The following is a 23,014-nucleotide window of genomic DNA, read 5'->3' as shown; positions in this document are numbered from 1 at the left end:
ACCTTATCAGGCCTAAATGACCAGGCCTGATAATCGCACCGCCATCAGGTATGCCAAATCAGACTCATACCTTCTTCATCTACCGCCGCACCCTCACGCGTCACAAAAACACCCGCAGCCGCAATCAACGTTTCACCGTAAAACAACAACGGCGTGGTATCTCGTCGCCAGGGCGGGATCCCCTGCTCCTGCCAGATTTTCTTTAATTTACGTCCACCGTTACGCCCGACAATATGCAATACGCCTGGCGCTTTAAAACGAATACTGACGGCTTCACCTGCTTGCGGCATGCGCAATTCGCCAGCCGAGATTAGCTGCACCGAGCCTAACCCGGCTGGCAGCGTCAACGGCGTTTCCCGACATGACCACGGGATGACGGTTTCGCTTTGCCCGTCGACCGATTTAACCCACCATAGCTGTGACTGATAGCGACGGACCTCATATTCTCCCAGACGAAAACAGGGGGAAGCATCTTCTCGCGCCAACGCCACTTCCTGCCAGATACGTTCCAGCCCGTCCCGGGAAGGCATCGGTGCATTTACCCCCGCCAACCAGCGACGAAGCAGAGCGGCACGCCGCACGCCACTCATCATCATTAACGGTGCCAGTAACAGTGTGCCTTGGGCAGTCACGCAGTCGGCTAAATCATTGGCCAGCAGTTCATCCAGTAAACTCTCCTGCTCGGCGCACAGCGCGGCGCTACGGGCTGCGGCTTGCGCGAAGTGCGGCCATCGTTGTTGGAGCAACGGGGTAACGCGCAATCTGAGAAAATTGCGATCGTAGGCATCATCCTGATTACTTTCATCTTCGATCCAGCATAATTCATGCTGTCGCGCCCATGCTTCAAGCGCCTCTCGCGTTTGCGCCAGCAGCGGTCGAATCAGTTGGGTTCCGGCAAATGGTGAGCTTTCGCCCATGGCGGAAAGCCCGGCAGGACCACTGCCGCGCTTAAGCGCCAGTAGAAAGGTTTCACACTGGTCGTCGAGATGCTGGGCGGTCATCAGCACTTCACCCGGTAGTAAGGTCTGCGCAAATGCCTGATAGCGCGCGCGTCGCGCCTGAGCTTCGATGCCCAGACCATCATCCTCAAGATGGACCCGTTCAACCACCAGCGGCACCTGCCACTGTGCGCATACCGACTCACAGTGTTGTACCCAACTGTCTGCCTGCGGGCTTAATCCGTGATGAATATGGATTGCGCGCAAGGCAACCTCAGGATTTTGCGCTCGCCACAGTACCAGCTGATGCAGCAGCACGGTGGAGTCCAGCCCGCCGCTAAAGGCGACCAGAATCGATTGAGAATTTAGCAGTGAAGTGTTCAGCGTGAGTGTCGTCATGATGGTTACTTACAATGGCATTGCCCGGCACATTGCCGGACTAATGCCACAATGATAAGACTTACAGCTCGTACAGTTCGAGCGGTAATCCGTCCGGATCGTTAAAAAACGTAAAGCGTTTGCCGGTAAACGGATCGATACGCACGGATTCGCACTTCACGTGGTGAGCTTCCAGATACGCGATCGCTTTTTCCACGTCATCTACACTGAACGCCAGATGGCGTAAACCGCAGGCTTCCGGTCGGCTCGGACGGCAAGGCGGAAATGGAAAAGAAAAAAGCTCAATCACATACTGACCGTTCAATGCCAGATCCCCCTTCCACGAGTCACGTTCTTCCCGGTAGGCTTCGCTGATTAGCGTAAAGCCCAGCACATCACAGTAAAATGCCTTACTCGCCGCGTAGTCCGTCGCAATAATGGCAATATGGTGAACCTGTTTTAATCCCAGCATAGCGTCATCGCCTCTTTCGTTTTTCTGCCAGCACGTTACTCGTGCGTAATGGGTTCACGCAAGTCGTCATGCCATTTTTAGGACTCGCACGCGATACACGCCATCTTCACCCAGTTTAGCGCCATGGATATCGGTTTCAAATCCAGGATAGTGATGGCCCACTGAACACAACATCAGCAGAAAATCGAGTACAGCCCGACTTTTGGCCGTGATCATTTCCCCGGGCATCAAGAGCGGCACACCGGGAGGATAAGGCAGAATCATATTGGCAGAAATGCGCCCCACCAGTTGATCGAGCGCCACCGTTTCGACCTCACCTTTGATCTGCCGCTGCCAGGCCTGGTGCGGGGTCATTTTCATTTCCGGTAAGGTATCAAATGCCCGCAGCATCAGCCCGGAGAGATCGTGCTGGCGGATCAGCTTATGGATCCCCTGCGCCAGATCCTGAATACGCATATTACGATAGAAATCGGGATCCTCGGCATACAGATCCGGCAGCATATTTTTCACGCGTAAATTCAGATCGTACGAGCGTTTAAATTCCGTCAGGCCGCGCAGTAGCCCCATCGCCCGGGTTTTATCAATGCCAATACTGAAAAGGAACAACAGATTATACGGTCCCGTTTTCTCGACAACGACGCCGCGCTCATCAAGGAATTTCGCCACCAGCGCCGCAGGGATCCCCTCTTCACTCATATTTCCCTGTTCATCCATTCCCGGCGTAAGAATGGTGACCTTCACCGGGTCGAGGAACATATGGTCGGCGTCGGCATCAACAAATCCATGCCAGTCTTCATCAGGCGCTACCGGCCAGCACTCCGCTTCATCTACCCTTTCCGGCTGCCAGATATCAAAGAACCAGCCATCCGACTCTTCGCGTAGCCGCTGCACTTCTTTACGGAAATGCAGCGCCCGCTCCACCGAACGATTGATCAACCGCTTGCCTGAATTGCCACGCAGCATTGCCGCCGCCGTTTCTATCGACGCAACAATCGGGTAGCTCGGGGAAGTGGAAGTGTGCATCATAAAGGCTTCGTTGAACGTCTCTTCGTCGTAGTCGCCCTTAATGTGGATCAGAGAAGCCTGTGATAGTGCCGCCAGCATCTTGTGGGTTGACTGGGTTTCAAAAATCACTTTCCCTGGCACCCGTTCGCCGCTCATCCCACTTTTCCCCTGATAGATCGGGTGAAAATGGGTATACGGCACCCAGGCAGAATCAAAATGAATGGAGGGCACATCCAGGGTTTGCTTGATCCAGTTGGTGTTATACAACAGGCCGTCATAGGTGGAATTGGTGATCACCGCGTGTACCGGCCATAGTGCCTGAGGGGTCTCTTCTACCTTGCGTTCAATGCTTGCGCGGGTGAATTCCCGACGAGGTATACCGCCGAGGATCCCCAGCGCATTGCGCGTAGGCTTCAGCCAGATTGGCACCACATCGCTCATCATGAGCAAATGCGCCAGCGACTTATGACAGTTGCGATCAATCAGTAGCGTACTGCCTGAAGGCGCGGCATACATGCCGACAATCTTGTTCGACGTCGAGGTGCCGTTGGTCACCATATAGCTCTGCTCGGCGCCAAAGGTGCGCGCGATATACTCCTCCGCTTCCAGATGCGGGCCGGTATGATCCAGCAGCGATCCGAGTTCAGTCACGGAAATAGACACGTCGGCCTTCAGCGTATTGCCGCCAAAGAAATCATAGAACAGGCAGCCTACCGGGCTTTTCTGATACGCCGTTCCCGCCATATGTCCGGGTGTGCAGAAGGTGTACTTTCCTTCCTTCACATAGGTAAACAGCGCCTTGGTGAAAGGAGGCGTGATGTTATCGAGGTATTCGCTGGTGTACTGACGGATGCGGGTTGCAATATCTTCAGACTGGCCCAGCGCATACTCAAAAAACCACAGCGCCATGCGCAGGTCGTGCGCGCTGACATCCATCGTCGAATGGGTATTAATAAAGGCGTAGAGCGGGAGATACTCGTTGAGCTGGTTGATGTCACTGCACAGATCCAGACTGTATTCATCCCAGTCAAAAATGACACCGCAAATTCGTGGGTTATGTTCGATAAACTTAAGCAGGTCGACGCTATTCTGCGGCCATATAATCTGAAACCCCTGCTGTTGCAGCGCACGCTCAAGTTCCTTGATGGGCTCATCTTTATAAAAGACGCCATGCGGTCCCATGATGGCAATGATATTCATGCGTTCCTCCTGGAAAAACCTTAGTTAATCATAGCCTGGTGAAACCACAGGTAAAAAAAAGGGCCACAGCGTTGTGGCCCTTTTCAGAATTAATGCAGTTTACGCGTAACCGTAGCTCATCAGACGCTGGTAACGACGGTTTTTCAAATCATCTTTGCTTAACACGTCGAGGTCGGCGAGATCGGCCAGCAACTGTGCTTTCAGGGACGCAGCCATCACTTCCGGGTTGCGGTGCGCGCCGCCCAGCGGTTCCGGGATGATAGAGTCGATAAGCTTCAGCTCTTTCAGACGCGGCGCGATAATCCCCATCGCTTCTGCGGCCAGCGGCGCTTTGTCGGCGCTTTTCCACAGAATGGAGGCACAACCTTCCGGGGAGATAACGGAATAGGTGCTGTATTGCAGCATATTCACTTTATCGCCTACGCCGATCGCCAGCGCGCCGCCGGAACCACCTTCACCAATAACGGTGCAGATTACCGGTACGCTCAGACGCGACATTTCACGCAGGTTGCGCGCAATCGCTTCAGACTGACCACGTTCTTCCGCGCCCACGCCCGGATAAGCCCCTGGGGTGTCGATGAAGGTAATGATCGGCATATTGAAACGCTCGGCCATTTCCATCAGACGCAGCGCTTTGCGATAGCCTTCCGGTGCCGGCATGCCGAAATTACGACGAATTTTTTCTTTGGTCTCACGGCCTTTCTGATGACCAATGATCATCACCGGACGACCATCCAGACGCGCGATGCCGCCGACAATAGCTTTATCATCCGCATAGGCACGATCGCCCGCCAGCTCATCAAATTCATCAAATGCCAGGCGGACATAATCCAGGGTGTACGGACGCTGTGGATGGCGCGCCAACTGGGCTACCTGCCATGCGCCAAGATCGGCGAAGATTTTACGCGTCAGCTCTACGCTTTTTTCACGCAGACGATGCACTTCTTCATCGATGTTAATATCCAGTTTCTCATCCTGACGGCTAACCGCAGTCAGAGAATCGATTTTTGCTTCCAGCTCTGCAATCGGCTGTTCAAAATCAAGGAAATTCAGACTCATAGTATTCCTGTATTAGTCAAACTCCAGTTCCACCTGCTCCGAACCAATAAGGCCACGGAGATCGTTTAGCAAACGATCGCTCGGAGAGACACGCCACGTTGCGCCAAAACGCAATCGCGCACGTGCATCCGCCCTCTGATAGTAGAGATGTACTGGAATTGTCCCCGAGCGGTGGGGTTCCAGAGACTGACGGAGTCGGTTTAAAAGCTGGTCATCAATTTGCCTGTCCGTCAGCGAGATAGCAAGCCCGCGAGCATATTTTTCCCGGGCTTCGTCAATATCCATGACTTCACGGGCCATCATTTTAAGCCCGCCGCTGAAGTCATCAAAGCTGACCTGTCCGCTGACGATAAGTATGCGGTCTTTTTCCAGCAATTGCTGGTATTTATCCAGAGCATCGGTAAACAACATAACTTCCAGACGCCCGGAACGGTCATCCAGGGTACAGATGCCGATACGATTGCCGCGCTTGGTGACCATTACCCGCGCAGCAATGACGAGCCCCGCAGCCGTGGTGACTTTACCACGTTCTGTCGGATGCATGTCTTTCAGCCTGTGGCCTCCAACATAGCGCTCAATTTCTTTTAAATACTGGTTGATGGGGTGTCCCGTCAGGTAAAGCCCTAACGTTTCACGTTCCCCTTCTAATACCACCTGCTCCGGCCACGGTGTACAGTTAGCATAAGACTGTTCAATTTGTTCCGGCTCTTCAGCCAGCACGCCAAACATGTCCGCCTGACCCGTTGCCTCGGCTTTCGCATGCTGATCGGCGGCTTTTAGCGCATCGTTGAGCGAATTCATCAGCGCCGCACGATGCGGGCCAAGGCGGTCAAACGCCCCGGACATGATTAACTTTTCCAGCACCCGGCGGTTGAGTTTTTTGATGTCCGTGCGCGCACAGAGATCAAACAGCTCGCGGAAGTAACCGCCTTCGTTGCGCGCCTCAATAATAGCTTCAATTGGCCCTTCACCCACGCCTTTTATCGCGCCGATGCCATAGACAATTTCGCCATCATCATTCACGTGAAAATGATAAAGCCCGGAGTTGATATCCGGCGGCAGGATTTTGAGCCCCATACGCCAGCATTCATCCACCAGCCCGACCACTTTCTCGGTGTTATCCATATCGGCGGTCATTACCGCCGCCATAAACTCGGCGGGGTAATGTGCCTTCAGCCATAGCGTCTGGTAAGAGACCAGCGCATAGGCAGCGGAGTGCGATTTGTTAAATCCGTAACCGGCGAATTTCTCCACCAGGTCAAAGATTTTCATCGCCAGTTCGCCGTCGACGCCGCGCTTTTTCGCCCCTTCTTCAAAGGTGCCGCGCTGCTTAGCCATCTCTTCCGGCTTTTTCTTACCCATCGCACGACGCAACATGTCCGCACCGCCAAGGGTATATCCGGACAGCTCCTGGGCAATCTGCATAACCTGTTCCTGATACAGGATAATGCCGTAGGTCGGCTCCAGTACCGGTTTCAGACACTCATGCTGCCATTGTACGTCCGGGTAGGAAATCTCTTCGCGACCATGCTTACGGTCGATAAAGTTATCTACCATCCCCGACTGTAGCGGACCTGGACGGAACAGGGCCACCAGGGCGATCATATCTTCGAAGCAGTCAGGCTGCAGACGTTTGATAAGATCTTTCATGCCGCGGGATTCAAGCTGGAAGACCGCCGTGGTCTCCGAGCGTTGCAGCATGTCGAAGCTTTTCTTGTCATCCAGCGGGATAGCGGCGATATCCAGCGGCGGCTCGCCGTTCTTTTCACGGCGCGCGTTAATCATTTCCAGCGCCCAGTTGATGATGGTGAGCGTACGCAGGCCGAGGAAGTCGAACTTCACAAGGCCGGCATATTCCACGTCGTTCTTATCAAACTGAGTAACCGGGTGCAGCCCCTGTTCATCGCAGTACAGCGGCGCAAAATCGGTAATTTTGGTCGGCGCGATAACTACACCACCGGCGTGTTTACCGGCGTTACGCGTGACACCTTCCAGCTTACGCGCCATATCGATCAGCGCTTTAACCTCTTCATCTGCCTCATAGATTTCCGGCAGTTGGGGTTCGGCTTCAAAGGCTTTTGCCAGCGTCATGCCCGGATCGGGCGGCACCAGTTTCGAAATACGGTCCACGAAGCCGTACGGGTGTCCCAGCACGCGCCCCACGTCGCGGATAACCGCTTTGGCCGCCATCGTGCCGAAGGTAATAATCTGCGAAACCGCATCACGACCGTACATTTCCGCCACGTGTTCAATTACCCGGTCGCGTTTCTCCATACAGAAGTCAACGTCGAAGTCGGGCATTGAGACACGTTCCGGGTTCAGGAAACGTTCGAACAGCAGGTCAAATTCCAGCGGATCCAGGTCGGTAATTTTCAGCGCATAGGCGACAAGCGAGCCCGCACCGGAACCGCGTCCTGGACCTACCGGTACGCCGTTATCTTTCGACCACTGGATAAATTCCATAACGATCAGGAAGTAGCCAGGAAATCCCATCTGGTTGATAACTTTCAGTTCAACTTCCAGACGTTCGTCATAAGGCGGGCGCTTCTGGGCGCGAACTTCAGGGTCCGGGAACAAAAACGCCAGACGCTCTTCCAGACCTTCGCGCGATTTCGCCACGAGGAAATCCTCGGTGGTCATATCACCGGTCGGGAACTGTGGCAGGAAATACTCACCCAGACGTACCGTCACGTTACAGCGCTTAGCTATCTCAACGGTGTTTTGCAGCGCTTCCGGAATATCGGAAAACAGCTCGCACATCTCATCTTCGCTACGCATGTACTGCTGCGGCGAATAATTTCGCGGGCGTTTCGGGTCGTCAAGGGTGAACCCGTCATGGATTGCCACGCGGATTTCATGCGCGTCAAAATCACCGGTTTCAAGGAAACGAACATCGTTGGTCGCCACCACCGGAAGACCACGCCTTTCCGCCAGTTCTACCGCTGCATGCAGATAATTTTCTTCATCTTGCCTGCCGGTGCGGATAAGCTCGAGGAAATAACAATTTGGAAAATGTTCTTCGTAAAACGCTACGCACTCATCAACCAGTGCGCTATTACCGCGCAGCAGGCTGCGCCCGACGTCGCCCATGCGGCCGCCGGAGAGCAAAATCAAACCTTCTTTTAACTCGGCCAACCAATCCCGGTCGATGACCGGCCCTTCTGCGCCATAACCACGCTGATAGGCTTTCGATATCAACAACGTCAGGTTCTGATAGCCGGTATTGTTTGCGGCCAGCACGGTGAGCTGCGTGAGTTCATCGCCCAGCAGTTCGCTACGGACATGAAAATCTGCGCCAACTATCGGCTTGATACCCGCACCGTGACCCGCTCCGTAAAACTTCACCAGACCACACAGGTTGGTAAAATCGGTGATCGCCAGCGCAGGCATGCCTAACGCGGCCGCCTTTTTCACTAGCGGCCCGGTTTTCGCCAGCCCATCGATCATGGAGTAGTCGCTGTGCACCCGCAGGTGGACGAAACGAGGTTCAGACATCTTCAGATTCCTTCGACACAAGAATCAGGACGTGAGTCCCAGTGCGCGTTTGACGGGGCCAAAACTACGGCGATGGTGCTCTGTTGCGCCATGCATTGCCAACTTTTCCAGATGAAAAGCGGTTGGATAGCCTTTGTGCTGTGCAAAGCCATACTGCGGGAACACCGTATCCAGGGCCGCCATTTCAGCATCACGAGTGACTTTTGCCAGTATCGACGCCGCGCTAATCTCCGCCACACGGCTATCACCTTTTACCACCGCCAGCGATGGCACCGGTAATGCCGGGCAACGATTGCCGTCGATCAGTACGTATTCCGGCGCTATATGCAGACCCGCAACCGCACGCTGCATGGCCAGCATAGTGGCATGTAAAATATTCAACTCGTCGATTTCATGTGGTTCCGCACGCCCCAGGCTCCAGCTTAACGCTTTTTCTTTAATCTCATCGAATAGCGCCAGGCGACGTTTTTCCGACAGTTTTTTTGAGTCGTTAAGACCGATAATAGGGCGAGCCGGATCCAGAATGACGGCGGCAGTGACGACCGCGCCGACTAAAGGACCACGTCCAACTTCATCTACACCCGCCACTAAATGCGTATGCGGATATACAAATTCAATCATTGCGCTAACTCCAGGACCGCATCCGCCGCCTGCTCATCAGCGTTGCAACGGATCTGCTGATGCAGTTCACGGAATGTGTCGTGCATTGCATGGCTGGTTTTGCCATTCGCCAGCAACGGCAACAGCGCTTGCGACAGCGCCTGCGGTTCGCACTCTTCCTGCAACAGCTCTTTAACCAGTTCTCTTCCCGCCAGCAGGTTAGGTAGCGAAACGTAATCGGTCTTCACCAGACGCTTCGCCAGCCAAAAGGTGAAAGGTTTCATACGATAGCCAACCACCATCGGGCATTTTGCCAGCATACATTCCAGCGCAGCGGTGCCGGAAGCCAGCAGTGCAGCATCGCTGGCAACCATCGCTTCACGTCCCATCCCATTAAGCAGATGTACGGAAAGCTCCGGCGCAACTTCAGCTTTAATGCGCTCAAACTGCTCGCGACGTTTGGCATTCACCAACGGCACTACCACTTCGAGATCTGGATAATGCTGGCGTAACAACTGCGCCGTTTTCAGAAAATCGGCGCTGAGCATCTCCACTTCTGCGCCACGGCTTCCTGGCAATAGCGCCAGGCAGTGAGCGTCATGGGGAATACCCAGAACATCGCGAGCCGCGTTTTTATCCGGGTCCAACGGCATGGCATCTGCCATGGTATGACCGATAAAGCGGCACGGGACGTTAAATTTGTCATAAAACGCTTTTTCGAAAGGCAGAAAGGCCAGCACCATATTGGTGGATCTGCCTATTTTGAAAACGCGTTTCTGTCGCCAGGCCCACACAGAGGGGCTGACGTAATGAATGGTTTTAATGCCCTGCTTTTTCAAATTCCCTTCGAGGGTAATATTGAAATCAGGCGCATCAATACCGACGAAAACATCCGGCTTTAAGTCGGTAAATCGGCGAGTGAGATCGGCGCGTATTTGCAGTAAACGGCGCAGGCGTCCGAGCACTTCAACAATGCCCATTACCGCCAGCTCTTCCATTTCGTACCAGGCTTCACAGCCTTCGGCCTGCATCAGCGGACCCGCCACGCCAACAAAACGCGCATTGGGAACGCGAGCCTTGAGTGCACGGATTAACCCTGCACCAAGAATATCGCCGGAGGTTTCTCCGGCGACGAGGGCAATCGTTAAAGGACGCTGCTCAGTCATTAACGAATCAGACCACGCGTTGAGCGCTCAAAGAAGTCGCTGAAAGCCTGAACTTCAGGGTATTGTTTCGCCAGTTCCGCGATTTCCGGTTTCACTTCTTCCAGCGTTTTACCACTACGGTACAACGCTTTGTAGGCATTACGAATCGCGGTAATCGCTTCGCGGGTGAACCCACGACGCTTCAGACCTTCGATATTGACGCCAAATGGCGTTGCGTGGTTGCCCTGGGCGATAACGTATGGAGGCACGTCCTGAGCAACGCCAGAACAGCCGCCAACCATCACATGCGCGCCGATGATGCAGAACTGATGCACCGCAGTCATGCCGCCGATGATAACAAAATCATCCAGCGATACATGCCCGGCAAGCGTGGCGTTATTCGCCAGAATACAGCGGTTGCCTACCGTACAATCATGCGCGACGTGCGCATTAATCATCAGTAAGTTATCGCTGCCCACCTTCGTCACTCCACCGCCCTGCACTGTGCCACGATGAATGGTGACGCTTTCGCGGATGCGGTTGCGATCGCCAATTTCCACGCGGGTCGGTTCGCCAGCATATTTCAGATCCTGGTTAACTTCACCGATGGAGGCAAACTGATAGATTTCGTTATCGCGACCAATTTTTGTATGGCCATTCACGACAACGTGAGACTTCAGTACGGTACCCTCACCAATTTCAACATGGGGTCCAACAATACAAAATGGGCCAATGTGAGCGTTAGCGCCAATGCTGGCGCCTTCTTCCACAATGGCAGTTGGGTGAATAAAGGCGGATTTATCAATCACGTATCAGGCCTCCCGGCTACGGGCACACATCATCGTTGCTTCGCACACAACTTTACCGTCGACCAGCGCAACCCCTTTAAAACGGGTCAGGCCGCGGCGCGTTTTCTCGAAAGTCACTTCCATGATCATCTGATCGCCTGGCACGACAGGACGCTTAAAGCGCGCTTCGTCAATACCCGCAAAATAGTACAGTTCACCTGGTTCCAGTTTCCCTACGCTTTTAAACGCGAGGATACCAGTGGCCTGCGCCATTGCTTCCAGAATCAGTACGCCAGGGAAAATAGGTTTACCCGGGAAGTGGCCCTGGAAGAAAGGCTCGTTAACAGATACATTTTTCACTGCGCGCAGAAAGCGACCTTCTTCAAAATCCAGCACGCGGTCAACCAGCAGAAACGGAAAACGGTGCGGCAGAAGTTCTAAAATCTCTTCAATATGCAGAGTATGAGTGTTAGTAGTCAAAATACTCTTCCTGTCAAAATATACTAAAAGGCAATAATAACACGGCCTGTCGCAATCGTATGAATGGGACAGGCCGAAAAGTCAGACATGCAAAAACGGTGCTTTAGTCTTGTTGATTAACCTTGCGCTCAATCGCTTTGAGACGCTTGCTCATATCATCAATATTCATCACCAGTGCAGCTGTTTTACGCCATACCTTATTGGGCTGTAGCGGAATGCCTGAGGAATAGACGCCAGGTTCGGTGATAGGACGCATCACCATACCCATGCCAGTAACCGTGACTTTATCGCATATTTCCATATGCCCATTGATCACGCTGGCGCCGCCAATCATGCAGTAACGGCCAATCTTCAGGCTACCCGCCATAATGACGCCACCGGCTACCGCCGTATTGTCGCCAATCACAACGTTATGCGCAATCTGGCACTGGTTATCAATGATAACACCATTACCGATCACAGTATCGTCCAGCGCACCACGGTCAATGGTGGTACAAGCGCCGATCTCGACGCGATCGCCGATAATCACGCGACCAAGCTGCGGGATCTTCACCCAGTTACCGCGATCGTTCGCGTAACCAAATCCATCAGATCCGACGACAGTGCTGGACTGGATCAGGCAATTCTCACCGATCTGAATGTCGTGGTAAATCGTCACATTCGCCCACAAGCGTGAACCTGCGCCGATTTTAGTATTTTTTCCGACGAAGCAGCCTGCGCCGATAACGACGTTATCGCCCAGTTCTACGCCAGACTCAATGACCGCATTTGCGCCCACAGAAACATTATTACCCAGCTTCGCCGTCGCATCGATCACTGCACTCGGTGCAATGTTTTGTGCGGGCTGCGGCGTGGTATCTAAGATTTGCGCCATACGTGCATAGGTCAGGTAGGGATTCTTCACTACCAGCGCAGCACTCTTAGCAAAAGGAAGATCGTCCTGCGTCATCACAACGGCAGAGGCCTGGCATACGCCTAAGTGTTCACGGTACTTAGGATTCACCATGAACGTGATATTGCCAGTTTGCGCAGATTGCATGGACGCTACGCCGGTGATGACGATATCGCCATCACCGTGTAATTCTGCATCCAACTGCTCTGCTAAATCAGCCAGTCGAATTGAAGGCATTACTTATTTAACCTGTTTCAGTACGTCAGCGGTGATGTCTTTTACATCGCTGCTGTTGTATGCAACGGTGTTTGCGTCAACAACCAGATCGATGCTCTGACTGTTAGCAACAGATTTCACAGCTGTCTGGATACGAGTAACCAGTTTGCCACGTTCTTCGTTGGAACGACGCGCACGATCCTGCTCAAAAGCCTGAGCTTTCTGAGAGAAAGTCTGACGCTGAGCCATGACGTCTTTTTCCAGCTTGGTACGATCGCTACCCGCTTTCATGGATTGCAGACGCTGCATTTTAGATTGCAGATCAGATTCCATACGCTGCAGTTCGCTGGCACGGCCTTTGAACTCGTTTTCCAGCGTAGCAGAAACGCCCGTCTTCTGTGCAACCTGTTGGAACAAGCTACCCATGTTGACGATTGCAATTTTGTCAGCAGCCTGTGCGGACGTTGCCATCGCTAAACCGAGACCTGCAGCTAATAACCACTTTTTCACAATTAACTCCTTACCATCCCATTTGCACCCGAAGGTACAGTTCTTTGCGTGGCCAGGCGATCCCATGCAAGATCGCCTAAAGTCATCGCTACACTACCACTACATTCCTTTGCGAAGAACAATTACCAGGTTTTACCAATGTTAAACTGGAACTGTTCCGCTTTGTCTCCATCGTACTTCTTGAACGGCTGGGCGTAGGAGAAAACCAACGGCCCCAATGGGGACATCCATTGTAAAGCGATACCCGCTGACATACGGATATTGTTCGGATCGCTGTAGTCCGGATAACCAGAGTACTTAGCTGAATCCCAGTTCGTATCCCAAACGGTACCCATATCCCAGAAGAACGAGGTACGGACCGAGTTGGCATACTTGTCGCTGATAAACGGCGTCGGGGTAATAAATTCCAGGCTGGCGACAGCCATGGCGTTACCGCCCACCGCATCATCCGATTTACACGGTGAAGTATTGGTGGCGTCACATTCGTTATCGTAATCGCTATCGTTGTTATAACGATTAGCCGGTAAATAGACAGCCTTTGGACCGATGGTGTTGGACTGGAAACCACGCACGGTGCTGGAACCACCCGCATAGAAGTTCTCGTAGAACGGCATCTCTTTGCTGCCGATGCCGTCACCATAGCCCCACTTCGTGCGACCCAGAACAACCCATTTGTGATCGTCATCGATCGGCACATAGGTCGCGGTATCCAACGTCGCTTTGTAGTATTCGTTGTCAGAACCCGGAATGGTTACTTTACCGTTCAGGTTGACACGCGTACCTTCCGTTGGGAGGTACCCACGGTCCAGCTTGTTATATGTCCACCCATAGTTGAAGGTGAAATCGTCTGATTTAAAGCTATCAGCGTCAGGATCCTTACCCATTGAAACCAGATAACGTTGCATTGCAACCTGTGGATCCATGTTAGACAAGGAGTTATGCACATAACCCACACCCGCACGCAAGGTGTTGTATTCGTTGATCGGGAAGCCGAGCGTTGCGTCAGTACCATAACTTTTGTTGGTATAGTCGGACAGGTCTGCATCATCCGCTTTAAAGTCATTGTAGAAAACGCGACCACCAAGGCTCACCCCATCAACGGTGAAATATGGGTTGGTGACAGACAACTCAGTATAGGTCTGATAGTCGTTTTTGGTGCCGTTGATGCCGACTGAATAACCGGTACCTAACCAGTTATCTTGCTGAACGCCAGCCTGGAAGCTCACGCCGCTTTCAGTACCGTAACCAACGCCGAAGTTAAAGCTACCGGTGTTACGCTCTTTAACCTTATAGACCACATCAACCTGATCCGGGCTACCCGGTACACGCTGAGTATCGGTATCGACAGTTTCAAAGTAACCCAGACGGTTCAGACGCTCTTTACCCTGATCGACCAGATCGCTACCCAACCAGGCACCTTCCATCTGGCGCATTTCGCGACGCAGAACGGAATCTTTAGAGGTGTCGTTACCTTCAAAACGAATCTTACGCACGTAGAAACGGTTACCTGCATCTACGTTTACGCGTAATTTAACAGTTTTGTCGGCGTCGTTGATTTCAGGTTGCGACTGTACGCGCGGATAGGCATAGCCATAGCGACCCAGAAGCTTCTTGATATCATCTTCCATTTTGGTCACTTTGGTGCCGTTATAGAGTTCGCCTGGCTCGATTTTGGTCAGGGTCTCAATTTCGGCGGAGTGCCCAGCCAGGTTACCGCTCACCTGTACCCCTGAAAGCTTGTATTGATCGCCTTCAGTGATGTTAACGGTAATGTAGATACCTTTTTTATCCGGCGTCAGGCTAACCTGGGTGGAATCGATATTGAAGCGAGCATAACCGCGATCCAGATAGTAACTGCGCAAGGTTTCAAGATCGCCTGCCAGTTTCTGTTTCTGGTATTTACGATCGCCCACCACGTTCCACCACGGCACTTCATCACGCAGTTGGAAGTGAGAGATCAGTTCGTCGGTCGAGAAAGCATGGTTGCCGACGATATTGATCTGTTGGATCTTCGCCGAAACGCCTTCCTGGAAGACCAGCTTGAGGTCAACGCGGTTACGCGGCAACGGCGTTACCACCGCTTTCACACTGGCGCTGTACTTACCGACGCTATAGTAGAAATCTTCCAGCCCTTTTTCGATATCGGCTAGCGTGGTGCGATCCAGAGACTCGCCAACACGCACACCAGAAGCCTCGAGGTTTTGCTTGAGCATGTCATCTTTCACCGATTTGTTACCGGAGAAAGTAATGCTGGCAATCGTCGGACGTTCTTTTACCTGAACCAGAAGGGTATCACCATCGCGCAGGACGCGGACATCCTCAAAGTTACCGGTGGCGAACAGAGCACGAATGGTATTACTGATGTCTTCATCATTAACCGTGTCGCCTGTGCGCACCGGCATACTGAGGAGAGCCGCACCAACGGCGACTCGCTGTAGGCCTTCGAAATGAATGTCCTTCACTACGAACCCTTCAGCACCGTATACGGTGGCGCTGCTAAACAGCAGCGACGCTATGAGCAACTTTTTCATCGCCATCGTTATTATGCGTTCTTCCTAACACTCTCTTACAACCGAGAGAAATCATTGAAAAGTGCAAGCCCCATTAACAACACCAGCAAGATAGAGCCAATGCGATAACTAAAGTCTTGAACCCGCTCGGATACCGGACCGCCCTTCAGCTTTTCAATCGCCAGGAACAGCAGATGCCCCCCGTCAAGAACGGGCAACGGAAACAGGTTGATTATCCCTAAGTTCACGCTGATAAGCGCAAGGAACATCAGGTAATAAATAACCCCGAATTCCGCTGACATCCCAGCCCCCTGGGCGATAGAAATCGGCCCACTGAGGTTGTTCAGTTTTACATCACCGGTAATCAATTTTCCCAGCATACTGACCGTCAGCTTCATCAACTGCCACGTTTTATCCGAGGCTTCGAGGATGGCGCTGAATGGCCCATACTGGCGTACAGTCTTATACTCATCAGGCAGAGGAATAACTTTAGGCACCACGCCCGCAAAACCCTCAGCCTTCCCGTTAACCTGTTTTGAATCTGGGGTTAACGTTAAAGACAAGGAACTTCCTTGTCTTTCAATATCTAGCGCTAACGGCTTATCCGGATTATCGCGCACCAGCGTCACGAACGTCATCCATTGCGTCAGCGGCTGACCATTGACTTTAACGATCCTGTCGCCAGCTTGCAAACCCGCCTTACTTGCAGCGGAGTTTACCTGCACTTCTGACAGCACCGATTCAATCTGCGGACCGCGTGGGCGAATCCCTAAACTGGAAACAGGATCCTCTTTGTCTGGCTCAAATGCCCAATGGCGTAAATCCAGCGTTTTGTCCTGCCGCTGGTTGCTGCCAAACTGCGCCACGCTGAGAGTCGTATGTTCATCGCCAATTTTGGATACCAGTTGTAATCGCACGGCATCCCAATCAGGGGTTTCGATACCATCAACCGCTTTTAGTTCCGTACCCGGCTGAATTTGCGCCTGTGCGGCAATCGAGTTGGGTGTTATTTCACCAACAACCGGACGAACTCCAGGGACACCGATGATAAACACCAGCCAATACGCGAAAATAGCAAAAAGGAAGTTGGCAATCGGACCTGCGGCGATGATGGCTGCGCGTTGTCCAACCGTTTTATTGTTGAAAGCGTAATGGCGCAGCTCCGGTGCGACCGGTTCAGCGCGCTCATCCAGCATTTTGACGTAACCGCCGAGGGGAATCAGGGCGATGACGTATTCCGTACCTGATTTATCGGTACGCCGCCAAAGCGCTTTTCCAAAGCCAATGGAAAAGCGTTCGACGCGGACTCCGCAGCGCCGTGCAACCCAGAAATGACCAAATTCATGCACGGTGATAAGCACACCAAGTGCAACGATGAATGCAGCCAGATTCCAGAGAATACTCAGCATAAGACCATCCGTTAGAGCGTCCTGAATACCAGTAACAACAGGCAGGCAAAGACCGGTACCGCAGCCGTCAGGCTATCAATACGATCCAAAATACCGCCATGTCCTGGTATTAAGTGACCACTGTCCTTAATACCTGCTTCACGCTTAAACATACTCTCGGTCAGATCACCCAGCACGGAGGCCAGGGCTGCAACGATGGAGCAAATAAGCAAGGTGACAGGCGCAACCTCAAGATTCGCCCACATGCCATAACCCCATGAGATCACGGCCGCAGTGGCGAGTCCGCCAATAAAACCCTGCCAGGTTTTACCAGGAGAAACCTTCGGCGCCAGCTTATGTTTGCCAAACAGCTTACCAAACATATAGGCACCCGAGTCCGCTCCCCAGACGAGGATCATGACATACAGCAGCCATAGCGCGCCACTATAATGATTCTCATCATAGTGCCATGCACGTAGCGCCAGCATTCCCCAAAAGAAAGGGACTATGGTTAACACGCCGAAAATTATGCGTAATGTTTTGGAATTACGCCAGACCGACGCAGAGCCGGGATAAAACAGCACCAGTAACAGCGCCACGACCCACCAGCCCAGCGACGCCCACAGCGATACTTCAACCAGCGGCTGATGAATATTGCGATGGTATTCCGGCAACAAAAATAGCATCAGTGCCAGCAATAGCCCGCACAAAACAGCCAGCCAGACTCGCTGCGTACGCGTGGTAAAACCGCTTAACTGTCCCCATTCCCAGGCGGCCAGCATACAGACGGCCAGCGTAACAATGGCGAACCCCACCGGCGGCAGCAAAAACAGCGCCGCGATGACAACGGGTATTAAAACAAAAGCAGAAATCAGGCGATACTTCAGCAAAAGCGACCCCCATCAGGCTTTTTCATCACCGGGCTCGGTGCCGCCGAAACGACGCTCACGATTAGCAAAGGCATGCAGCGCACCTTCAAAGTCTTGTTCATCGAAATCGGGCCAGAGAACATCCGTAAAGTAAAGTTCGGCATAGGCAATTTGCCACAACAGAAAATTACTAATTCGATGCTCTCCCCCAGTCCTTATCACTAAATCCACAGGAGCCAGTTCATGCATACAAATTTGCTGCCCCAGCATCTCTTCATCGATTTGCTCTGGACGCAGCAGACCATCCTGCACCTGTTGTGCCAGTTGTCTGACTCCCTGGACTATATCCCACCGTCCACCGTAATTCGCTGCAATATTTAGCGTCAACCCGGTATTCTGGGCGGTAATCGCTTCTGATTTGCGAATCCGTTCTTGCAAACGTGAGTTAAATCGACTGATATCCCCGATAATACGCAGACGTACGTTATGGCGGTGCAGGTTTTTCACTTCGCTATCAAGCGCCCACACAAACAGCTCCATTAACGCGCTCACTTCCTGCGCAGGTCGGTTCCAGTTCTCACTGCTAAAGGCATACAGCGTTAACGCATCAATACCGTTATTGGCAGCAAAAGAGACAGCCCGGCGGACGGACTTTGCTCCGGCCTTATGTCCAAAGGCGCGAATCTTCCCTTGCTTTTTCGCCCAGCGGCCATTGCCATCCATGATAATTGCTACATGGCGACAACCATGTGCTGGCAAATTTTCGCTTAATGGTTTAGTTGCAGACAACATAACGCGTTTTTAGTCCCTGAAAGGATTATACGGTACTCAGGAATACTGAAGCCTTTTGCGCTTCATCCTTCAAGCTGCTCCTTCGTCGGCTGTGATTTTCGCCCCAGTCACATACTCTTTGTATGCTCCAGGGGACTCATCCACTTGCCACCTTGATGCAACCTGAATGATTTTGTGCATCCACAAAAAAGCCGTGTCAAACCACGGCTTACCCGACCGAAAAAAAACAAATACCCGCGATCGAGTGGCGCAGACTATATCACTGAAGCCCAACACTAACAAATAGCGCGATTCTCCGAGGAGGGATTATCATCAGCTTGAGCGTCGCATCACTTCTTTTCTGGCGACTTCCCGCGCGATAGCATCAACCTTCAGCACGTCATCAACGCTCTGTGGCTCCTGCAAATCCATCTTATCCAGCACGGATAAATTCAGGTCAGCAATATCGGTAAATCGGATCTGCTGCGCCAGAAATGCGGCAACGGTAATTTCATTCGCTGCGTTCAAAGCGGTCGTCGCCGCCTGCCCTTGCTCAAACGCGTCCATCGCCAGTTTCAGGCATGGATAACGCTGGTAATCAGGTGCGGAAAACGTCAACGCGCTGAGCTTGCAAAAGTCGACAGGCTTAACGCCGGACGTCACTCGTTCTGGCCATGCCATCGTATGAGCAATAGGTGTACGCATATCAGGTTCCCCCAACTGCGCCAGAACGCTACCATCCTGATAACGCACCATCGAATGAATAACCGACTGCGGGTGAATCAGCACTTCCATCTGGCTTGCATTGGCATTAAATAACCAACGCGCTTCAATGTATTCCAGACCTTTATTCATCATGGTGGCTGAATCGACAGAGATTTTTCGTCCCATCGACCAATTCGGATGACGACATGCTTGATCGGGGGTCATAGAAACCAGATCGCGCAATGGCGTTTCACGGAAAGGGCCACCAGACCCGGTAAGCAAAACTGATATGACGCCATTTTGCTCAAGGTCAGCGTATCCCAGATTGTGTTGGATAGGTTGCGGTAAACTCTGAAAAATCGCGTTATGTTCGCTATCTACCGGCAAAAGCTGTGCTTTGTGGCGTTGCACGTCGTCCATAAACAGACGCCCGCAGGTCACCAGTGACTCTTTATTCGCCAGCAAAATGCTTTTGCCCGCGCGGATTGCCGCCAGCGTCGGTAGCAAGCCCGCCGCGCCGACAATCGCCGCCATAACCTGATCAACATCATCCAGCGCAGCCATATCACAGGCAGCCTGCTGCCCGCTCATAACCTCAGTACAACTGCCCTGCTCCAGCAGAGCTGCTTTTACCAACGCAGCGCTTTTTTCATCGTCCATTACCGCATAGCGAGGAGAAAATTCCAGACATTGCTCAACCATACGGACGACATTTTTACCCGCCACCAACGCAGCAACACGAAATTTTTCCGGGTTATGGCGTACTACATCCAGCGTACTGCAACCAATGGAACCGGTTGATCCCAGGATGGTTAATTGCTTCATCAGACATCCAGAAGAATTTTACTCGTCATACTTCAAGTTGCATGTACGTTGGCTCTCCTCGTACACCCCTGTCACGCACGGATGTACGTTCCCGGGGATGCCCTGCGTCGCCGCCTTCCTGCAACTCGAATTATTTAGAGTATATAGACAGAAAAAAGCAAAACGCCGCCATCCAGCCTTCTCAGGCCTTCTAAGCGGCGTTTTTAGCGTACAGGCGAATCAGAACTGCATCAGTTCCGTTTCTTTCTCTGCCAGCGCCGCATCAACTTTCTTGATAGCTGCGTCAGTCAGTTTCTGTACGTCGTCCTGAGAACGGCGATCGTCATCTTCGCTGATCTCTTTTTCTTTCAACAACGCTTTCACTTTGTCGTTGGCATCGCGGCGTACGTTACGTACGGCAACGCGCGCGCCTTCAGCTTCGCCACGCACGATCTTGGTCAGATCTTTACGACGTTCTTCAGTCAGCGGCGGCAGCGGAACGCGGATGTCGGAACCCGCAGAACTTGGATTCAGACCGAGGTCGGAAGCCATAATTGCTTTCTCAACGGCTGGCCCCATAGAACGGTCAAACACGTTGATTTTCAGGGTACGGGAATCTTCAACCGTTACGCTTGCCAGCTGGCGCAGCGGGGTCGGTGTGCCGTAATATTCCACGACAATACCATCCAGCAGGCTAGGAGAAGCACGACCCGTGCGAATTTTGCTGATTTGGTTTTTGAACGCTTCGACGCATTTGTCCATGCGTACTTCAGCATCTTTTCTGATATCGTTGATCACGTTACGAATCCTTGAAAGCTTGTTTCAGTCAGACCATACCCACCACGCAAGATGTGACAAGTATAGTCTTGATTAATTTTGAGGGACGTATCCCGCGACATTAAAGCGGAATATTACCTGCATTTAGCCGCAACGGGAATTATTCCGTGATTAACGTGCCTTCTTTTTCACCCATAACAACACGGCGCAGCGCACCCGGTTTGTTCATGTTAAAGACACGAATCGGTAATTTGTGGTCACGAGCCAGTGTAAACGCCGCAAGATCCATCACTTTCAGCTCTTTATCCAGTACTTCAGCATAGGTCAACTGTTCGTACATAGTCGCCGTTGGATCTTTAGCCGGGTCAGCAGTAAATACGCCATCGACTTTGGTGGCTTTCAGTACCACATCCGCTTCAATTTCAATACCACGCAGGCAAGCCGCAGAGTCGGTAGTGAAGAACGGATTGCCAGTACCCGCAGACAAAATAACAACGCGGTTGTTACGCAGCAGGCTGATTGCTTCCGCCCAGCTGTAGTTATCACACACGCCATTCAGAGGAATTGCGGACATCAAGCGAGCGTTCACATAGGCGCGGTGAAGCGCATCGCGCATCGCCAGACCGTTCATGACGGTGGCTAACATGCCCATGTGGTCGCCCACAACGCGGTTCATCCCTGCTTTCGCCAGACCAGCGCCACGGAACAGGTTACCACCACCAATCACTACGCCAACCTGGATACCCAGCTCAACCAGCTCTTTGATTTCCTGAGCCATACGGTCAAGGATGCTTGCATCAATACCGAAGCCTTCTGAACCTTGCAGAGCTTCGCCACTTAACTTAAGCAGAATACGTTTGTAGACGGGTTTTGCATTGGTAGCCATGTTTCTTTCCTGAGACTGTCAACGAATGAGATGAATTAATTCCGGCGACATTGTATGTCGCTTTTCAGCATGACCACTATAGCGGTTCGCTGAATTTACAAGCCAGACACAAAAAGAAGCCGCCCTCAGGCGGCTCCTTTAAAAATTAAGACTGCTTGGACATCGCAGCAACTTCTGCTGCAAAGTCAGTCTCAACTTTCTCGATACCTTCACCCACTTCAAAGCGGATGAAGCCTGTTACATCAGCGTTGTGCTCTTTCAGCAGCTGACCAACAGATTTGCTTGGATCCATAACGAAAGGCTGACCAGTCAGAGAAACTTCGCCGGTGAATTTCTTCATGCGGCCTTCAACCATTTTCTCTGCGATTTCTTTCGGCTTACCAGACTGCATCGCGATGTCCAACTGAACCTGGTATTCTTTCTCAACCACTTCAGCAGAAACGTCTTCCGGCTTAACGAATTCTGGTTTGCTTGCAGCAACGTGCATTGCCAGCTGTTTAACCAGCTCTTCGTCAGCGCCAGTTGCAGCAACCAGAACACCGATACGAGCACCGTGCTGGTAGTTACCCAGAACTTCGCCTTCCAGGGAAGCAACGCGACGGATGTTGATGTTCTCACCGATTTTAGCAACCAGAGCAACGCGTTCTTCTTCGAACTGCGCTTTCAGAACTTCAACGTCAGTGATTTTGCCAGCAACGGCAGCGTCCAGTACTTTGTCAGCAAATGCCTGGAAACCAGCATCTTTAGCAACGAAGTCAGTCTGGCAGTTAACTTCCAGAATGAAAGCGATGTTGCCGTCGATTTTGGTTTTGATTACGCCGTCAGCAGCAACGTTGCCTGCTTTTTTCGCCGCTTTGATTGCGCCGGACTTACGCATGTTTTCGATTGCCAGCTCGATGTCGCCATTAGCTTCAGTCAGTGCTTTTTTGCAATCCATCATGCCTGCGCCAGTACGCTCACGCAGCTCTTTTACCAGGGATGCGGTAATTTCAGCCATTCTAAAATCCTCGGAAGATTTGATCTGCCCGGCATGAAACCGCACAGATTTAAAAGTGAAAAAGGGGCCTAAAGGGCCCCTAACCAAACGTGATACTACCTGGTTTATAAGGGGGCTCGAACGAGCGTG

Annotated in this window: 19 protein-coding genes; all 19 read right to left on the bottom strand. The window is 52.2% G+C overall.

Features of this window, described 5'->3' with window-relative positions:
* Nucleotides 1-44 precede the first annotated feature (44 nt).
* Nucleotides 45-1,337, bottom strand: coding sequence for a tRNA lysidine(34) synthetase TilS (tilS, locus tag OGV38_RS23110; protein ID WP_115190977.1), 1,293 nt, complete (start codon nucleotides 1,335-1,337; stop codon nucleotides 45-47).
* Between the two features lie 61 nt (nucleotides 1,338-1,398).
* On the bottom strand, nucleotides 1,399-1,788 hold the full coding sequence (locus tag OGV38_RS23105; RefSeq protein ID WP_016155733.1) for a VOC family protein: 390 nt from the start codon (nucleotides 1,786-1,788) through the stop codon (nucleotides 1,399-1,401).
* 66 nt (nucleotides 1,789-1,854) lie between these two features.
* Nucleotides 1,855-3,993: a lysine decarboxylase LdcC gene (gene ldcC / locus OGV38_RS23100; RefSeq protein WP_016155732.1), complete on the bottom strand. Its 2,139-nt coding sequence runs from the start codon at nucleotides 3,991-3,993 to the stop codon at nucleotides 1,855-1,857.
* Between the two features lie 99 nt (nucleotides 3,994-4,092).
* Nucleotides 4,093-5,052 carry an acetyl-CoA carboxylase carboxyl transferase subunit alpha gene (gene accA / locus OGV38_RS23095; protein ID WP_003018513.1) on the bottom strand — a complete coding sequence of 320 codons (960 nt, stop codon included), beginning with the start codon at nucleotides 5,050-5,052 and terminating at the stop codon, nucleotides 4,093-4,095.
* Nucleotides 5,053-5,064: 12 nt separating this feature from the next.
* Complete coding sequence (gene dnaE, locus OGV38_RS23090) at nucleotides 5,065-8,547, bottom strand: DNA polymerase III subunit alpha (protein WP_016151769.1); 3,483 nt, start codon at nucleotides 8,545-8,547, stop codon at nucleotides 5,065-5,067.
* Nucleotides 8,548-8,571: 24 nt separating this feature from the next.
* Nucleotides 8,572-9,168 carry a ribonuclease HII gene (rnhB, locus tag OGV38_RS23085; RefSeq protein ID WP_019078405.1) on the bottom strand — a complete coding sequence of 199 codons (597 nt, stop codon included), beginning with the start codon at nucleotides 9,166-9,168 and terminating at the stop codon, nucleotides 8,572-8,574.
* Nucleotides 9,165-10,313, bottom strand: a complete 1,149-nt coding sequence (lpxB, locus tag OGV38_RS23080) for a lipid-A-disaccharide synthase (protein ID WP_080859352.1) — start codon at nucleotides 10,311-10,313, stop codon at nucleotides 9,165-9,167. Before lpxB ends, rnhB begins: the two co-directional genes overlap by 4 nt.
* On the bottom strand, nucleotides 10,313-11,101 hold the full coding sequence (gene lpxA / locus OGV38_RS23075; RefSeq protein WP_003018525.1) for an acyl-ACP--UDP-N-acetylglucosamine O-acyltransferase: 789 nt from the start codon (nucleotides 11,099-11,101) through the stop codon (nucleotides 10,313-10,315). The genes lpxB and lpxA overlap by 1 nt, the downstream gene beginning before the upstream one ends.
* A 3-nt stretch (nucleotides 11,102-11,104) precedes the next feature.
* Nucleotides 11,105-11,560 carry a 3-hydroxyacyl-ACP dehydratase FabZ gene (gene fabZ / locus OGV38_RS23070; RefSeq protein WP_003018528.1) on the bottom strand — a complete coding sequence of 152 codons (456 nt, stop codon included), beginning with the start codon at nucleotides 11,558-11,560 and terminating at the stop codon, nucleotides 11,105-11,107.
* A gap of 103 nt (nucleotides 11,561-11,663) precedes the next feature.
* A complete protein-coding gene (gene lpxD / locus OGV38_RS23065) occupies nucleotides 11,664-12,689 on the bottom strand; it encodes a UDP-3-O-(3-hydroxymyristoyl)glucosamine N-acyltransferase (RefSeq protein ID WP_003018531.1) in 1,026 nt (341 codons plus the stop codon).
* 3 nt (nucleotides 12,690-12,692) lie between these two features.
* Entirely contained in the window at nucleotides 12,693-13,178 is a 486-nt protein-coding gene (gene skp / locus OGV38_RS23060) for a molecular chaperone Skp (protein ID WP_016151765.1), read from the bottom strand.
* Between the two features lie 122 nt (nucleotides 13,179-13,300).
* Complete coding sequence (bamA, locus tag OGV38_RS23055) at nucleotides 13,301-15,715, bottom strand: outer membrane protein assembly factor BamA (RefSeq protein ID WP_286475145.1); 2,415 nt, start codon at nucleotides 15,713-15,715, stop codon at nucleotides 13,301-13,303.
* 29 nt (nucleotides 15,716-15,744) lie between these two features.
* Complete coding sequence (gene rseP / locus OGV38_RS23050; RefSeq protein ID WP_016151763.1) at nucleotides 15,745-17,097, bottom strand: sigma E protease regulator RseP; 1,353 nt, start codon at nucleotides 17,095-17,097, stop codon at nucleotides 15,745-15,747.
* Between the two features lie 11 nt (nucleotides 17,098-17,108).
* Nucleotides 17,109-17,966 (bottom strand): phosphatidate cytidylyltransferase, encoded by an 858-nt coding sequence (gene cdsA, locus OGV38_RS23045; RefSeq protein ID WP_016151762.1) that lies wholly within the window; start codon nucleotides 17,964-17,966, stop codon nucleotides 17,109-17,111.
* 12 nt (nucleotides 17,967-17,978) lie between these two features.
* The gene (gene ispU, locus OGV38_RS23040; RefSeq protein WP_003018543.1) at nucleotides 17,979-18,737 is read right to left on the bottom strand and encodes a (2E,6E)-farnesyl-diphosphate-specific ditrans,polycis-undecaprenyl-diphosphate synthase; all 759 of its coding nucleotides are present in this window, start codon (nucleotides 18,735-18,737) and stop codon (nucleotides 17,979-17,981) included.
* Nucleotides 18,738-19,049: 312 nt separating this feature from the next.
* On the bottom strand, nucleotides 19,050-20,246 hold the full coding sequence (gene ispC, locus OGV38_RS23035; protein WP_286475142.1) for a 1-deoxy-D-xylulose-5-phosphate reductoisomerase: 1,197 nt from the start codon (nucleotides 20,244-20,246) through the stop codon (nucleotides 19,050-19,052).
* A gap of 219 nt (nucleotides 20,247-20,465) precedes the next feature.
* On the bottom strand, nucleotides 20,466-21,023 hold the full coding sequence (frr, locus tag OGV38_RS23030; RefSeq protein WP_016151760.1) for a ribosome recycling factor: 558 nt from the start codon (nucleotides 21,021-21,023) through the stop codon (nucleotides 20,466-20,468).
* A gap of 139 nt (nucleotides 21,024-21,162) precedes the next feature.
* Nucleotides 21,163-21,888: a UMP kinase gene (pyrH, locus tag OGV38_RS23025; protein WP_005132114.1), complete on the bottom strand. Its 726-nt coding sequence runs from the start codon at nucleotides 21,886-21,888 to the stop codon at nucleotides 21,163-21,165.
* Nucleotides 21,889-22,033: 145 nt separating this feature from the next.
* The gene (tsf, locus tag OGV38_RS23020; RefSeq protein ID WP_016151759.1) at nucleotides 22,034-22,885 is read right to left on the bottom strand and encodes a translation elongation factor Ts; all 852 of its coding nucleotides are present in this window, start codon (nucleotides 22,883-22,885) and stop codon (nucleotides 22,034-22,036) included.
* Nucleotides 22,886-23,014: the final 129 nt, after the last annotated feature.

Source organism: Citrobacter sp. Cb080 (assembly GCF_030334745.1).
GTDB lineage: Bacteria > Pseudomonadota > Gammaproteobacteria > Enterobacterales > Enterobacteriaceae > Citrobacter > Citrobacter braakii.
Note: the sequence above shows the minus strand (reverse complement) of the source record. Positions and strands in the feature narration are given on the sequence as shown.